This is a genomic window from Micromonospora sp. NPDC005174 (assembly GCF_040608495.1).
Classification (GTDB): domain Bacteria; phylum Actinomycetota; class Actinomycetes; order Mycobacteriales; family Micromonosporaceae; genus Micromonospora.
In genome coordinates, this window is sequence record NZ_JBEXIJ010000012.1 from 100,248 (window position 1) to 116,277 (window position 16,030).

General features: G+C 73.6%; 9 protein-coding genes. 5 read left to right on the forward strand and 4 right to left on the reverse strand.

The annotated features are described in order from the left end of the window. Positions 1 to 27: 27 nt before the first annotated feature. Positions 28 to 1,314, reverse strand: coding sequence for a HAMP domain-containing sensor histidine kinase (locus ABZU91_RS15970; RefSeq protein ID WP_355240115.1), 1,287 nt, complete (start codon positions 1,312 to 1,314; stop codon positions 28 to 30). Beyond that, on the reverse strand, positions 1,311 to 2,006 hold the full coding sequence (locus ABZU91_RS15975; protein ID WP_355240117.1) for a response regulator transcription factor: 696 nt from the start codon (positions 2,004 to 2,006) through the stop codon (positions 1,311 to 1,313). Before ABZU91_RS15975 ends, ABZU91_RS15970 begins: the two co-directional genes overlap by 4 nt. A gap of 103 nt (positions 2,007 to 2,109) precedes the next feature. Here ABZU91_RS15975 and ABZU91_RS15980 point away from each other — a divergent pair, with 103 nt between their 5' ends. Continuing rightward, complete coding sequence (locus tag ABZU91_RS15980) at positions 2,110 to 2,574, forward strand: septum formation initiator (RefSeq protein WP_355240120.1); 465 nt, start codon at positions 2,110 to 2,112, stop codon at positions 2,572 to 2,574. Between the two features lie 40 nt (positions 2,575 to 2,614). Then, the gene (locus tag ABZU91_RS15985) at positions 2,615 to 3,031 is read left to right on the forward strand and encodes a hypothetical protein (RefSeq protein WP_355240123.1); all 417 of its coding nucleotides are present in this window, start codon (positions 2,615 to 2,617) and stop codon (positions 3,029 to 3,031) included. A gap of 49 nt (positions 3,032 to 3,080) precedes the next feature. Here the strand turns inward: ABZU91_RS15985 and ABZU91_RS15990 are convergent, their stop codons facing one another. Both ABZU91_RS15990 and ABZU91_RS15995 read right to left on the reverse strand, forming a co-directional pair. Beyond that, complete coding sequence (locus ABZU91_RS15990; protein ID WP_355240125.1) at positions 3,081 to 7,016, reverse strand: ThuA domain-containing protein; 3,936 nt, start codon at positions 7,014 to 7,016, stop codon at positions 3,081 to 3,083. 150 nt (positions 7,017 to 7,166) lie between these two features. Further along, positions 7,167 to 7,760, reverse strand: a complete 594-nt coding sequence (locus tag ABZU91_RS15995; RefSeq protein WP_355240128.1) for a hypothetical protein — start codon at positions 7,758 to 7,760, stop codon at positions 7,167 to 7,169. 124 nt (positions 7,761 to 7,884) lie between these two features. Between ABZU91_RS15995 and ABZU91_RS16000 the strand changes: the two genes are divergently transcribed. From ABZU91_RS16000 to ABZU91_RS16010, 3 genes are all read left to right on the forward strand, one after another. Continuing rightward, positions 7,885 to 8,490: a class I SAM-dependent methyltransferase gene (locus ABZU91_RS16000; protein WP_355240131.1), complete on the forward strand. Its 606-nt coding sequence runs from the start codon at positions 7,885 to 7,887 to the stop codon at positions 8,488 to 8,490. An 89-nt stretch (positions 8,491 to 8,579) separates the two neighbouring features. Further along, positions 8,580 to 9,395, forward strand: a complete 816-nt coding sequence (locus ABZU91_RS16005) for an alpha/beta fold hydrolase (protein ID WP_355240134.1) — start codon at positions 8,580 to 8,582, stop codon at positions 9,393 to 9,395. Continuing rightward, entirely contained in the window at positions 9,392 to 16,030 is a 6,639-nt protein-coding gene (locus ABZU91_RS16010) for a condensation domain-containing protein (RefSeq protein ID WP_355240136.1), read from the forward strand. Before ABZU91_RS16005 ends, ABZU91_RS16010 begins: the two co-directional genes overlap by 4 nt.

Consider the following 16,030-nt stretch of genomic DNA (forward strand, 5'->3'; position numbering starts at 1 on the left):
GGTGGCAGCTACCCGGCAGCGCAGCGGCTATGCCTGACGCTGTGGTGGCGGCCCGAGTCGCAGCAGCACCTGCGCCCCACCACGCGGACCGGACCGCAGCTCCAACCGCCCGCCGCCGGCCTGGGCGGCACGGCGGGCGATGTCCAGGCCGAGTCCGGTCGAGCCGACCGCGCTGGCACCTCGCCGGACAGCGCCAGCGGGCATCCCCGGGCCCTCGTCCGCGACGGCGAGCAGCACCTCCCCGTCGTCCCGCGCGAGCCGCACGGTGAACGGCGTGCCGTCGGGAGTGTGCGCGAAGACGTTGCCGAGCAGGGCGTCCACGGCGGCCGTCAGATCGTCGGCGGCCACCCCGACGGTCAGTGGGCCGGGGGCCAGGTCGAGGTGGACGGCCCGGCCGGTGTCCTCGGCGAGCACCGACCAGAACGCGACCCGGTCGGCGACGATCGCCGCGGCGTCGGACGCGACGGTTCCCGGCGCCGGCGCGCGACGCCAGCGGGCCTGCTGGATCAGCCCGGTGACCGCGCGTTCGAGCCCGTCGGCGGCAGCCGCGATCCGGGCCGCGTCGTCCGGGTCGCGCAGTGACTCCGCCTCCAGCCGCAGCGCCGTCAGCGGTGTCCGCAGCCGGTGGGACAGGTCGGCTACCTGTTCCCGCTCCTGGAGCAGGAGGACCTGTATCCGGGCGGCCAGGTGGTTGAGCGCGCCGGCGACCTCGCGCAGCTCGGGCGGACCGGCGGGTACGACCCGGGCGTCCAACTCGGCGTTCGCCAGGCGGTGCGACACGGCCGACAGGTCGCTGATCGGCCGGACCAGCGTGCGCGCCAGCCGGTCGGCGACCGCCAACCCGATCAGCACCAACACCACGCCGAGCAGTGCCAGCACCAGCCAGGCCCGGGTCACGCCGGCGGTCAGCTCCTGCCGGGGCACCACGATCCGGATGACGCCGGTGCCGTCCGGTCGGCCCTGCACGGCGATGACCACCTCCCGGCCGGCCGCGGACTCCCCGGTGAGGCTCTGCCCCCGCGCGGCCAGGGCCACCGCGGGAGTACGGGGTGCCTGCGCGCCGAGCACGGTGCCGTCGGGGAGGAAGACGCTCACCGGTCGGCCGGACTCCGCGGCGAGCTGCTCGACGGTGAGCCGGATGGTCGGCGCGTCGGCGGTGCCGACCACCGGCACGAGGCTCTGCGCGTCGGCGGTGGCCCGTACGGTGGCCCGGTCCTGGGCGACGGTGCGTACGAGCAGGGCCAGCGGCACCAGGAACGCGACGAGCGTGAGCACGCTGACCGCGGCGACCAGCAGCGCCAGGCGGGCCCTCACGGCTGGGCCGCGGGCGCGTCGAGACGTACGCCGACGCCGCGCACGGTGTGCAGGTAGCGGGGCTGCTGTGCGGTCTCCCCCAGCTTGCGGCGCAGCCAGGACAGGTGCACGTCGACGGTCTTGTCGGCCCCGCCGTACGGGATCTGCCAGACCTCGGTGAGCAGCTCGCGTTTGGTCACCACCTGGCCGGGCCGTCCGGCCAGGTGGTGCAGCAGGTCGAATTCGCGCGGCGTCAGCTCCACCAGCGTGCCGTCCAGGGTGACCTGTCGGGACCGGGGATCGACGCGCAGACCGCCCACGACGAGGGACACCTCCTGCGCGTCGGGGCCGGCGGGACCTCGCCGCAGCACCGCGCGGGCACGGGCGTCGAGCTGCGCGGCGGTGAACGGCTTGACCACGTAGTCGTCGGCGCCCGCGTCGAGGACCCGGACGATCTCGGTCTCGTCGTCGCGCGCGGTGGCCACGATGACCGGCACCGAGCTGACCGCGCGCAGCATCCGCAGCAGCTCGCGTCCGTCCAGGTCGGGCAGGCCCAGGTCGAGCACCACCAGGTCGGGTCGGTCGTCCAGCGCGTCACGCAGGCCGGCCATCGCGGTCGAGGCCGCGGCGACCGCGTGGCCGCGCTCCCGCAGGGCACGGATCAGCGGGGTACGGATCGTCAGGTCGTCCTCGATGAGCAGCAGGCGGGCCACAGCAGGCAGGCTAGCCGCTGTCGCTGCCGGCGCGGCGCACGTTAACCATGCCTTAGCCTCCGGATGTGCCTGGGACAACCATGGATCGGGGATAGTCGGTGGCATGAGCCGTCGTTCGATCCTCGTCGCCGCCGGGTGGGTGGCCACCGTCGCCGTGGCGACTCTGATCGGGTTGGGCGCGATCCGGCTGGTGGGCGAGAGCATCACCGGCACGCCGGGCGGGGTGCGCAGCGAGGCGGACATCGAGCGAGCGCTCGCCTCGCCCGAGCCGGGGCCGAGTGGCACCGTGGGTGCCGCGCCGGCGGGGCCGTCCACGGCGAGCGCCGCACCGAGCGCCAGCGCCGGGGTCCGCCGGAGTTTCGCCACCGGCGGCGGCACGGCCGTGGCCGAGTGCGGCGCCGACGGGGTACGCCTGGTGTCGTGGGCGCCCGCGCAGGGTTACCGGGTGCACGAGGTGGACCGGGGCCCGGACGACGACGTCGAGGTCACGTTCGAGGGTTCGGCCGGCCGGCACGAGTTGAAGGTCCGCTGCATCGGCACCGAACCGGTGGCCGTCGCCGACGACTAACCCGCTCGTGGTGCTGCGGCAAGATCGTTAGTCTGCTGCGGTGATCCGTACCCTCGTCGTCGCCTCTCTCCTGCTGGCAGGCTGCTCGCCTGCTGCGACGCCCGCGCCCGCCACCAGCCCCACCGCACCCTCGGACGGGTACGCCACCTCTGCGTGTGCCCGCCTGATCGGCGCCATGGCCAGGAAGGAGCCCTCCCCTCCCGATGACATGGGCACTGCCACGCGAGCGGTGTCGGCGACCGACCCTGGCATCAAGGAAGCCGGTAAGCAGCTCGCAGCGGCCGCCAAGGAAGCCGGCGACCTCTGGGTGCAGAACGATCCCTCCGTCGACAAGGGGCCTGCCTACCGCCGTCTGGCCGACGCCCAGCAAGGGCTCCTCGCGGCGTGCACCAACGTCTTCGGTGAGCCCCCGTGGGCGTTCGTCAAGCAGCAGCCGACGCCGACGCCCAGCCGCTGACGGACGTGGCCGGCACGAAGGCTCGTGCCGGCCACGTGGTGGTGGTGGTTCAGCTCGTGTACGCCTCCACCTCCCAGAGGGAATGGCCGTAGCCGGTCCCCCGGGCCGTGCCGTAGATGCGCAGGTAGCGGCCGTTCGCGCCGAGGCCGCTGTGCTCGTCCACGCCACCGTCGGCGCCGGTCACCGTCTTCACGGTGGTCCAGGTGGTGCCGTCGTTGGAGGTCTGGATCTGGTACGCGCTGCTGTACGCCGCCTCCCAGGCGAGCTTGACCCGCCCGATCGCGGTCGGGCTGCCCAGGTCGACGCGGATCCACTGCGGGTCGGAGAACGTGCTCGACCAGCGGGTGGTGAGGTTGCCGTCGACGGCTTGCTCGCCGGAGACGTCGGCACCCTCGGTGCTGGACGTCGTCGTCGGCTTGTTCAGCAGCAGGTTGCCGCCGGTCGGGGTGCCGGTACCTCCGTACACCTCGAACTCGTAGAGCGAGTAGCCCCAGGCCGTGCCGCGGGCGGTGCCGAGGAGCCGGACGTACCGGCCGGAGCCGGTGAGCCCGGTCAGGTCGTCCACCCCGCCGTCGCCGCCGGTCACCGTCCGGATCGTGGTGAAGGTGACGCCGTCCGTCGAGGTCTGGATCTGGTACGCGCTGCCGTACGCCGCCTCCCAGGTCAGCTTGACCCGACTGAGGGCGTACGTGGCGCCCAGGTCCACGTCGATCCACTGTGGATCGCCGAAGCTGCTGCCCCAGCGGGTGCCGGCCACGCCGTCGAACGCGTTGGCGGCGACGAACGCGCCCTCGTAGCTGGATGCCCGCGCCGGCTTGCCCTTGGCCAGGTTGGTGCCCGTCCCGGGATCCGGGTCCGGGTCCGGGCCGGGCCCGCCCGGGCTGGTGGAGAGGGTGAACTCGTCGATGTCGAACCACGGCCCGGCGCCCTTGAAGACCAGGTACAACGTCCGGGTGCCGGTCGGGGCGGTGACCCCGCCGGTGACCGTGGCGAAGGTGGCGTACCCGCCGGTGGAGGTGACGGTCGCCGAGCCGACCAACTGTCCGGTGGGTGAGTCGACGCGCAGTTCCAGCGTCCCGCCGCCGCCGGCCGGCGCGCCGACGCGGGCGCTGAACGACTGGATGCCGGCCAGGTTGTAGGGCCGGAACGAGATCCAGTCGTTGTTGTCGATGTAGCCGACCGCTGCCCCGCCGTGCCCGGCCGCCCCGGCGACGATCTGGACGCCTGACGAGTCACCGAAGTGCTCGGCCTGGCGGACCCGCGGTTGCAGCACCGCCTGGGTGTGCGTGGTCAGCGCCGGCTGGCCGCCCCCGCCCAGGTCGGTGTACTCGGCGTCGATGATGCCGAAGATGTTGGCCGCCGTGTCGTGCTCGCCGTCGGCCGAGGTCTGGATGACCCCGGTGCAGCCCTGCGCGCTGCCGAGCTGGTGGCCGTGGGAGTCGTGGCCGAGCACGTAGTTCACCTTGACCCGGGCACAGTTGACCGTGCCGTCCTGGGCGTCGGTGACCGTGACCGAGAACGGGATCGCGTCCCCGAAGGTGAAGGTCTGCCCATTCAACGGGGTGTTCACGGTGACCACCGGGGCGCTGTTGCCGACCGTGACGACCACGCTCGCGGTGGCGGTCTTGCCGGTGGTGTCCCGCACGGTCAGCGTCGGGCTGCGGGTGCCGTTGGTGGTGTACGTGAAGCTCGGGTTCGCGGCGGTCGAGTCGGTGGTGCCGTTGTTGTCGAAGTCCCACGCGTAGGTGAACGGGTCACCGTCCGGGTCGGGGGTGCCGGCCGAGGAGAAGGCAACGGTCAGCGGCGCGGTGCCGCTGGTGGGGGTGGCGGTGACCTTCGGGACGGGTGCCCTGCCCCCACGGGCGTACTCGATGCGGTAGAGCGCCGAGTTGGCGTCGCCGTTGAACCAGCCGGTGCCGTAGTCGAGCACGTAGAGCGCGCCGTCGGGGCCGAACTCCATGTCCATGACCTGGGTGCCGGTCCACGGGAACGGGTTGATCTTCAACGGCTGGCCGGTGGAGTCGAGCTTGACGTTCTTGATCCAGCGGCGGCCGAACTCGCCCGCGAAGAAGGTGCCGTCGTAGTACTGCGGGAACGCCACGGGCGAGGTGTTGTTCGGGTCGTACCGGTAGACCGGGCCGGCCATCGGCGACAGGCCGCCACCGGTGAACTCGGGCGGCGAGCCGGAACCGCCGTACGGCAGCCAGGCCGGGATCGCCGGCGGGAGTTGGGTGATGCCGGTGTTGTTCGGCGAGTTGTTGACGGGTCCGCCGGCGCAGTTGAACTTCGCCCCGGACGGCCCGGACGGGAACGTGTAGTCGTTGTACGCGTCGTTGCGGGCCGTGCAGTACGGCCAGCCGTAGAAGCCCGGCCGGTCGACGCGCGCGAACTCGACGTTGCCCGCCGGCCCACGGTTCGGGTCGGCGGTGCCCGCGTCGGGGCCGTAGTCACCGAGGTAGACGACGCCGGTGGCCTTGTCCACGCTCATCCGGAACGGGTTGCGGAACCCCATCGCATAGATCTCCGGACGCGTGCGCGCCGTGCCGGGGGCGAACATGTTGCCCGCCGGGATCGTGTAGCCGCCGGCCGCGCTCGGCTTGATGCGCAGCACCTTGCCCCGCAGGTCGTTGCTGTTGCCCGCGGTGCGCTGCGCGTCGAAGGCCGGGTTGCGTCCGGCCCGCTCGTCGATCGGCGTGAAGCCGGCCGAGTCGAACGGGTTGGTGTCGTCACCGGTGGACAGGTAGAGGTTGCCGGCCGCGTCGAAGTCCATGTCGCCGCCGACGTGGCAGCACATGCCCCGGCTGGTCGGCACGTTGAGGATCAGCGTCTCGCTGGCCAGGTTGATGGTGTTGTCGGCGTTCACGGTGAAGCGGGACAACCTGTTGACCCCGTCCCAGACGGCGAACTGGGCCGGGGTGCCCTCGGCCGGCGCGCCACCGCCCGGTGTGCTCAACGGAGGCGCGTAGTACGCGTACACCCAGCGGTTGGTGGCGAAGTTGGGGTCGACCTTGATGCCCTGGAGCCCCTCCTCGTCGCCGGTGTAGACGGCCAGGGTGCCGGCGATCTTGGTGTTGCCGGCGGCGTCGGTGTGCCGGATGACGCCGTCGCGGGAGGTGTGCAGCACACCCCTGTCGGGCAGGACGGTGAGGCTCATCGGCTCGCCGGTCTCGGCGGCACCCTTTGCCAATGCCACCTGCTGGAAGTTGGTGGTGACCGTCGGGCCGCAGTCGGCGGTGACCGCCCCGGCGGCGGTCTGGATGCCACCGAGCAGGTGCTGACGGAAGGCGGTGTCGGTGTACGAGGCGTCGGTGTGGCCGAGGCCGGTGTACCAGGCCCGGCCGCCGGAGTAGTTCTGGCACCAGGAGATCGGGTGGTCGTACCCCATGCTGCCGCCGCTGTACGTGTTCTCGTCGAGGGTGGCCAGCACGTGCACGTTGCCCCGGGGGTTGGTGCGGTAGTTGTACAGCTCGTCGAAGCGGCTCCACCGCTGCGGCAGGCCCTTGGTGGACGGGTGCACCTGGTCGGCGACCGTGACGGTGGCGGTCTGCTCGGCCGGGTGCGAGGCGAAGTACGCGCCGACGAGTCCGCCGTACCAGGGCCAGTCGTACTCGGTGTCGGAGGCGGAATGCACGCCCACGTACCCGCCGCCGGCGGTGATGTAGCGCTCGAACGCCGTCTGCTGGGCGGCGTTGAGCACGTCGCCGGTGGTGGACAGCCAGATCACCGCCGCGAACCGGGCGAGGTTGGCGTCGGTGAACTGGCCGGCGTCCTCGGTGGCCTCGACGGTGAAGCCGTTGGCCGCGCCGAGCTGCTGGATCGCCGTGATGCCCGGGGTGATGGACCCGTGCCGGAATCCGGCGGTCTTGCTGAAGACCAGGACGGTGAACGGGGCGGCGCTGGCCGCGGGTGGTGTGGCGACGACGCCGCCCAGCACGAGGATCGCGCTCAACACAGCGCCGAGCCACGCTCTCAGGGATCTGCGCACGGGTAGGTCCTTTCGGGGGACGACGTGCGCCGATCACGCCGGTGGTGGTGTGCATGCATCGTTACGGGTCGATTACCACCTCGTCAAGGACTTCAGCACTATCCGAGAGAGCGTTATCTCGGCAGGTCAGGTCGACTGCGGCAGGTGAGATCAGATTACGGTTTCCGCGTGGGTCCGCGTGGCGTGTCGGCTCAGGGCGGGCAGCGCCGGAGCGAGCGCCACGAGCATGCACAGACCGCCGAGCGGCAGCAGGTCGAGCGTGACGGCCGGCAGGACGATCCCGACGAGCAGCAGGGCGACGCTCCACCAGGGCAGCAGCCGGTGAGCCGCGAGCATGCCCGCGAGGACGAGCAGACCGAGGAAGAACAGCTGCGGTACGACGTTGTAGAACACCACCTCGACGCCGGGCACGTCCTTGAAGTCCGCGCCGAGCGCCGACATCTCCGCCCGGTCGGCGGCCAGCAGACCCTCGACGATGTCCGCGCCGAACTGCACCATCGTTGCGGCCAGGCCGATCAGCGTGACGGCCACGACCGGCGTACGCCACCGGCCGGGGCGCAGCAGGCCGGCCAGCGCCAGCACCACCGGCACGAACAACACCATGCCCGCGAGGCCGACCAGGTGCGCGGCCTGCCAGTCGAACCCGGGGCCGTACGTCCCGTCGGACCTGCCCCACAGGCGTACGAGCCCGTAACCCACGATGCAGGCCGGCCCGGCGATCACGAAGAATGCGGTGCGTCTCATGCCCAACATCATCTGGTCGGCAGCGCGCGCCCGGCTCCGGGTGAAGCCCCGGTGACGGCCCCGGTCTTCGGCTCAGGTTTCCCACCGAGCAACCCTGATCCCCGTGGTCTCCTATAGTCGCGCGGTGAGCACGGATCAGGTACGGCAGGCGTACGGCGCGGTCGCGGATCGGTACATCGAACTGTTCGGCACCCGTGAGCAGGTGCACCCCGACGACGTCGCCTTCGTCGGGCGGCACCTGACGGGTCGCCCCGGGCCGGTGCTCGACCTGGGTTGCGGCCCCGGCCACCTCACCGACCATCTGCGGTCGCTGGGCGTCGACGCCACGGGCATCGACGTGGTGCCCGAGTTCATCGCCCACGCGCGGGCGACGCATCCGGGCGGCGACTACCGCCTCGGGTCGTTGGACGACCTCGACGTGGCCGACCACTCCGTCGCCGGCATCCTGGCCTGGTACTCGCTGATCCACCTGCCCCCGGAGCGCCTCGACGGTGTACTGACGACATTCCGACGTGCCCTGACCCCGTCCGGAGCGTTGGTGCTGGGTCTCTTCTCCGGCGACGAGATCGACGCCTTCGACCACAAGGTCACGACCGCCTACCGCTGGCCGGTCGACGAGATCTCGGAGCGGCTGACGAGGGCCGGCTTCACCGAGGTCGAGCGCCTGGAGCGCCCCGACGGCGGCCCGCACCGGCCGCACTACGCCATCGCCGCCACTGCGACGGGGTGAGTCGAGCCGCCCGCGCGCAGCGGACACCACGAGGATCGCTCAGCCGACGCTAAGACCGCTCTCACGGCCCGTTCCTAACGTGTGCGGGCATGGCGACACCACCCGTATCCCCGCCGACGACCGCCGCCCGCTCGGACGCCCGCACCGCCTGGCTGACCTGCGTCGCGCCTCGTCCAGCCGCCCGGCTGCGGCTCGTGTGCCTCCCGTACGCCGGTGCCGGCGGCGGCGCGTACCGGCCGTGGGCCGCCCTGCTGGGCGACGACGTGGAGGTGTGGGCCGCGCAGTTGCCCGGCCGTGAGCGTCGGCTGGCCGACCCGCCTCTGAGCACGATGGACGACCTCGTGCCGCCACTCGTCGACGCGATCGTCGCGCGGGTGCCGGCCCCGTTCGCGATCTTCGGGCACAGCATGGGCGGCCTGATCGGGTACGAGGTGGCGGCCCGCCTGGTCGCCCGGGGCGGTCCGGTACCGCAGCGGCTGGTGGTCTCGGCGGCCCGTCCGCCGCGCGACGCCGCGCCGCTCGGTACGGCGCACCGCCTCGACGACGCGGCGCTGACCCGTTGGCTGCACGACCTCGGCGGCATTCCCGACGAGGTGCTCGCCGACCCCGGTCTGCTGGAACTGATCCTGCCGACCGTGCGGGCCGACCTGAGCGTGGTCGCGTCCTACCGCCCGACGACCGTGCCGCCGCTGCCGCTGCCGGTGGACGCGGTGGCGGCCGCCGACGATCCCCTGGTCAGCCCGGACGAGGTGGCCGGATGGGCGGCCTGCACCACGGCCGCCTTCTCGCTGACCGTCGTCCCCGGAGGTCACCTCTACCTGCACGACACGCCTCCCCCGCTGTCCCGCCTGCTCGGCGGTGGACCGGCCGCCGACCGCGCGTACGTCGAAGGGGCCACCCGATGACCCAGGACCTGCACCCGGACCTCGCCGACCTCACCCCCGAGCAGCGGGAGCTGCTGGCCCTGCGGCTGCGCCAGAGCCGAGCCAGCCAGAGCCGAGCCAGCGAGAGCCGCGCCAGCCAGAGCCGCGCCGACCACTACCCGCTCTCCTTCACGCAGGAGCAGCTCTGGTTCCTCGACCGGTTGGAGCCCGGTACGCCGGTCTACAACGTGCCCTTCGCCGAGCGGATCACCGGTCCCCTCGACGTCGCGGCGCTGCACCGGGCGGTCCACGCGGTGGTGGCCCGGCACGACGCGCTGCGGATCGTGTTCACCACCGTCGACGGCGTCGTCACCCAGCGGGTGTCGGACGCCCTGGACGTGCCGCTGCCACTGCTGGACCTGACGGCGCTGTCGGAGTCGGAGCGGCAGGCCGCCGCCGAGCGGGAGATCGCGGCGCACGCGGCGGTCCGCTTCGACCTGACCAGCGGGCCACTGCTCGCGGTACGGCTGGTCGCCCTCGCCGCCGACGAACACCTGCTGCTGGTGACCGCGCACCACATCGTCTTCGACGCCTGGTCGGCGGGTGTGTTCGTGGAGGAGCTGGTGCGCTGGTACGGCGAGTTCGCCGCCGACGTGCCCGCCGGGCTGCCCGCGCTGCCCACCCGGTTCGTCGCACACGTCGCGGCCCGCCGCCAGCCGGAGGCCGAACGGGAGCTGGCCGGTCACCTGGCGCACTGGCGGGAACGGCTCGCCTCGGCCCCGGCCCGGTCCACGCTGCCACCGGACCGCCCCCGGCCGCCGGTGCAGACGCACCGTGGCCGGAGCCTGCCGTTCACCGTCGACGCCGAGGTGACCGACGCCCTCGCCGGACTGGCCCGGCGCGCCGGCGCCACCGTCAACGCGGTGGTCCTCGCCGGGCTGACCGCCCTGCTGCGTCAGGCCACCGGCCAGGAGGACCTGCTGCTCGGCATGCCGGCCGCCGGCCGGGCGAGCACCGATCTGGAGCCGCTGATCGGCTGCTTCGCCACCATGCTGGTGCTGCGGGTGGACACCGCCGGCGACCCGAGCGTCCGTGACCTCGTCCGTCGGGTGCACCGCACGGTCAGCGAGGCGTACGCCCACCAGGAGGCCCCGTACGCGCGGGTGGTGGAGGAGGTCCGTCCGGTCCGGGACCCCAGCGTGAACCCGCTCTTCCAGGTGCTGGCGACCATGACCGACGGCGGCGTACGGCAGCGGCAGGCGGCTGGGGTGACGTTCCGTGCGGTGCCGGCGGAGAGCGGCCTCACCGACTTCGACCTGTTCGTCAGCCTGACCGTCGACGGTGACCGGATCGAGGGCGCGGTCGACTTCAACGCCGACCTGTATCTCGACGAGACGATCGCCGCGACCGTGGGGCGGCTGCCGGAGCTGCTGCGCGCCATGGTGGACGATCCGGACCGGCCGTTGTCGCAGGTGCCCGGGCTGCGCCGGCACCGCGTCGCCCTGGCGGCCACGTTCACCGTGGACCCGCTGCGCGATCCGGTGGACTTCTGGCTGCGCTTTCTGCGCGTACCGGCGGCGGTGGAGCTGGTCGGGTACGGCCAGTTGGTGGCCCACCTGCTGGCCGGGCCGACGGCCGACGCCACGGTCTGCCTGCTGCGGTTCGAGGACTGGCTGCGCCGCCAGGACCACACGGCCGGGGACGCGGCCCTCGACGCGGCGATGGACGACCTCGACGCGGCGGTGGCGGCGTACCGGCGACGGACCGACGCCCCGCTGCTGCTGGTGGTCTGCCCCGCGTCGCCGCGCGCCGCCGCCCGACGTGACGGCCAGGACGGCCGGCAGGACCGGGATGGCCGGCTCGACGACCGGCTGGCCGCGTTGGCGGCTCGTACCCCGGGGGTCCACGCGGTCTGGGCCGCCGACCATGCCGGCGCCTACCCGGTCAGCGAGGTGGGCGACGAGCGCGCGGACGAGCTGGGCCACGTGCCGTACACGGGCGAGTACTTCGCGGCGCTCGGCACGATCGTCCTGCGCGAGCTGCGCCGGCTCGCCGGCCAGCCGCACCGGCTCGTGTTCGTCGACGGCGAGCGGTTGCCGCTCGACCGGCTCGCCGACGCGCTGCCCGGTCACGAGGTGCGGGCGTACTCGACGGAAGCGCTCGCCGCCGCCGACCCGGCCACCACTGTGGTGCTCGACACCGACCCGCAGGCCGTCGCGGCGCTGCGCGAGGCGCACCCGGGCGTGCTGGCGCTGGCCGTCCCCGCCGGGTGGGACGAGCTGCGCCGGCTGCTCACCCACGTCTGGGCGCTGGACCCACCCGCGCCGGTGACGAGCGCCGGCCCGAGTGAGCTGTGCACGTCGATCGGGTCGGAGCGGGCCGCGTACGTCGTCGAGGAGCTGAGCACCCCCGCCGCGGTCGCCGAACGGAGCCGGCCGACCCCCGTACGCGCCGCAGCCGACAGCGAGGTCGTCGCACCCCGCACCGCCACCGAGGAGCGGCTCGCCGGTCTCTGGGCCGCCGCGCTCGGCGTCGAACAGGTCGGGGTGACGAGCGACTTCTTCGGTCTCGGTGGACACTCGCTGCTCGCCACCGGCCTGCTGTCGCAGGTGCAGGCCGAGTTCGGCCGGGAGGTGTCGCTCTACACCCTGTTCACCAACCCGACCGTGGCCGGGCTCGCCGCCGTGCTGGACGCCGACGAGGACGCCACCGCGCTCGCCCCGCTCATCCCCGCCCCGGCGGGTACGCCGGCGGTGGCGTCCTCGGCACAGGTGCGACTCTGGGCGCTCGACCAGCTCGGCGACGACGTGGTCCGACACAACACCACGGCCGCCGTCGAGCTGCGCGGCGACCTCGACACGACCTCGCTGCGCCGGGCGTTCGACGACGTGCTGGCCCGGCACGAGGTGTTGCGGACCACCTTCCGGGGACGCGACGGCGAACCCGAACCCGTCGTACACCCACACGTCGACCCGTGGTTGGAGACGCTGGACCTGACCGGGTTGCCGGCGACCAAGCACGCGCGGGCCCTGCGCCGGGCGGCCGCCGAGCTGGCCGCGCACCGGTACGACCTGGCGACCGGGCCGCTGGTGCGGGCCCGCTTGGTGCGGCTACCCGAGCAGCGCTGGCACCTGCTGCTCGGCATGCACCACATCGTCTGCGACAACACGTCGTGGAGCATCCTGCTCGACGAACTCGCCGACCGGTACGCCCACCACGCCACCGGCGTCGACCGGCCGCTGCCGGCGCTGCCGGTGCAGTTCACCGACTACGCCCGGCACCAGCGCGACTGGCTGGCGTCCACCGCCGTCGAGCCGCACCTGGCGTACTGGCGGGAGCGGCTGGCCGACGCGCCGTTGCTGCTGGACCTGCCCACCGACCACCCCCGCCCAAAGGAGCGCTCGGACGTCGCCGGCTACCAGGCGCAGCGGCTCGGCGCGGGGCTCGGCGCGGCCGTGCGGGAGCTGGCCCGGGCGGAGGGGGTCACCCCGTTCGCCGTCCTGCTGGCCGGCTTCGCCGCCCTGCTGCACGCCGAGAGCGGTCAGCCGGACCTGGTGCTCGGCACACCCACCGCCGGCCGGGAACGCGCCGAACTCGCCCCGCTGATCGGGTGCTTCGCCGACCTGCTGCCGCTGCGCGTGGACGTGGCCGGACGGCCCACCTTCCGGCAGCTCGTGACCCGGGCCCATCGCACGGCACGGGAGGCGTACCGGCACCAGGGGCTGCCGTTCGCGACCATCGTGGAGGCGCTGCGTCTGCCCCGGCAGGCCGCGTACCACCCGCTGTTCCAGTGCGTGCTCAACGTCCTCGACGGCGCCGACGAGCTGCCGGAGTTCCCCGGGCTGGCCGCCACGCCCGTCGACGTGCCGAGCGTCGGCGTCGACTTCGACCTCTTCCTCAGCGTCACCTGGCAGGGCGACGACCTGCACGCCGACCTGGCGTACCGGGCCGACCTGTTCGTCCCGGAGCGGATGGTCCGGCTGCTGAGCGGGCTGGCGACGGTGCTCGACGACGGGGTGCGTCGACCGGACGCCCCGATCGGTGCGGGTCGGCGTACGCGCCCGTCCCGTCGGCCCGCGCCGCCCGCGCCCCGACTGGTGGTCGGCGGCACCGTCGAGGTTCCGCGGCTCGCGGACACCGTCCGCTTCTGGACCGGACTGCTCGGCCTGCCGCACACCCTCGACCAGCTCGCGCCCGGCGCGCTGCTGCGGCTGCTGCGCGACCCGGCCGCCGGACTGGCGACGGGCCGGCGCGACCGCAACGCGCTGGTCCTGCGCTGGGAGGACCGGTTGACACCCGGTCCGCTCGGCGCGGGCATCGTCGGGCTACGCGACTTCTGCACCGAGCTGCTGGCGGCGCTCGACGTGCACCGGTCGCACAGCGCGGCGGCGCTGACGATCGCGGTCTGTCCGCCGTCGCCGCCGTACCGCACGTCACCGTGGAACGCCGTCTTCGCCGAGCTGACCGCCCGGCTGGCCGAGGCCCGACCGGACGTCGACGTCGTGACGGTCGAGGCGTGGGCGCGGCGCTACCGGGTGCCGGAGCCGCCCGACGACGCCTGGTCACCGGAGCTGGCGGCGGTCACCGCGACACTGCTGGTGCGGCGGGCGGTACGACACCCGGCCCTGCGCCGGCTGGTCGTACCGGCCGGGCCGGCGCACCGCCAGGCGGAGCTGGCGCGGCTGCTCGCGGCCCAGGCCCGCGCCGGGCGCGAGGTGCTGCTCACCACGACGCCGCAGAGCGCGGAGCTGTCCGCGCTGGTCACCGCCGAGATCATCGGGTACGCCCCGACGCCTCCCACCGACGCGGCCACGCTGCTCCTGCACCCAGCCTCCGAGCCCGCGCCGCCCGACGCCCTGGCGCTGCCCGTCGACGATCGGGTCGGGCCGGTGGAGATGCTGCGGGGTCTCTGGTCGCTCGACGCCGGCACCACCGTGGACGGCGACGCGCCCGTCGACCGGATTCCCGCCGGTCTGCTCGCCGAGGTGGCCACCGAGCTGGGCGACGCGACGGTGCTGCGCGGCGCGGTCAGCGACGGGTACCGGCGTTCGGCCGACCGGAAGGCCGCCGCCCCGCGCACGGACCGGGAACGTCAGCTCGTGGCGATCTGGTCGGAGCTGCTGCGCACCAACCAGCTCGGCGTCACCGACGACTTCTTCGCCTCCGGCGGTGACTCGCTGCTCGCGATGCAACTCGTCGCCCGTTGTGCGGCAGCCGACATCCACATCACCCCGCGCCAGCTCGTACGCCACCCCACGGTCGCCGAGCTGGCCGCCAGCCTCGGGGAGGCGACGGCGACACCGCGGGCCGAGCAGGGCGAGGTGCACGGCGACGCCCCGCTGACCGGCGCGCAGCGCTGGTTCACCGACGTCATCGCCCCCACCATGGGCCGGCCCGCCCTGTTCAACCACCCCTACTACCTCGAGCTGGCCCGGCCGCTCCCGACCGACCTGGTACGCGAGGCGGTACGTCGACTGGTGGCCCAGCACGACGCGCTGCGGCTGCGCCTGGGCAGGCAGGCGGACGGGAGCTGGCGCCAGCACCACGCCGACCCGGCCGATGCCGTGCCGTTCGTCAGCCACGACCTGACCGGGCTCCCCACCGACGAGCGGGAGGCGGCCGTCGAGGCCCACTGCGCCGAGGCACAGACCGGTCTGGACCTCACGGCAGGCCCGCTGGCCCGGGTGGCGCACTTCCGGCTCGGCCCGGAGCTGCCCGACCGCCTGCTGCTCGTCAACCACCACCTCGTCGTCGACGCGGTCTCCCGGGGCGTGCTGCTGGCCGACCTGGAGATGCTCTGTGACCAGCTCGAACGTGGTGTCGAGCCGACGCTGCCGGCCAAGACCACCTCGTACCGCGACTGGGCACGGCGACTGGCCGCGTACGCGGGCTCGCCGGAACTGCGCGGGCAGGTGCCGTTCTGGCTGGCGCAGGCCGACGAGGGCGTGCTGCCCCGGCTGGCCGACGAGCCGACCGCCGCGCCGTTCCGCCTCGGTGACCTGGGCCTGGCCACCGTGACCCTGGACGAGGCCGCGACCCGGGGCCTGCACACCGTCGCCCGCAAGCTGCGCGCCAGCGTGCGCGACCTGCTGGTGTGGGCCGTCGTGGACACCCTCGCGGGGCGTACCGGCGGGGCGGTCACCGTCGCCACGACCGGCCACGGGCGGGAAGCGCTCTTCGACGACGTCGACGTCAGCCGCACGACGGGCTGGTTCCAGGTGCTCTATCCGCTGCGCCTGGAACTGCCCGCCACCACCGACGCGACCCGCTCGGTCCGCTCGGTGATCCGCCAGCTCGGCCGCGTCCCGGACAACGGCATCGGGTACGCGCTGCTGCGCCACCTCTGCCCCGACGACGAGGTCCGCGCCCGACTCACCGCGACGCCGTCGCCGACGGTCGCGGTCAACTACATGGGCGGGTACGGCTTCGACGACGTCGCCCCGGCCAACCAGCTCCTCGACGTCTGCGCGGCGCCGTTCGGCCCGACCGAGGACCCCGACGGGCACTGGCCCTTCGCCTTCGACGTGACGGGGTCGCTCACCGGCGCCGCGCTCCGCGTCGATCTGAGCTATGCCACTCCGGCCTTCCGGCCGGAGACCGCTGAGAACCTGCTCGACGGCATCCGCCGAGGCCTGCTGCGCCTCGCCGGTAGCCCCGGGCACCCGCCACGGCAGTAG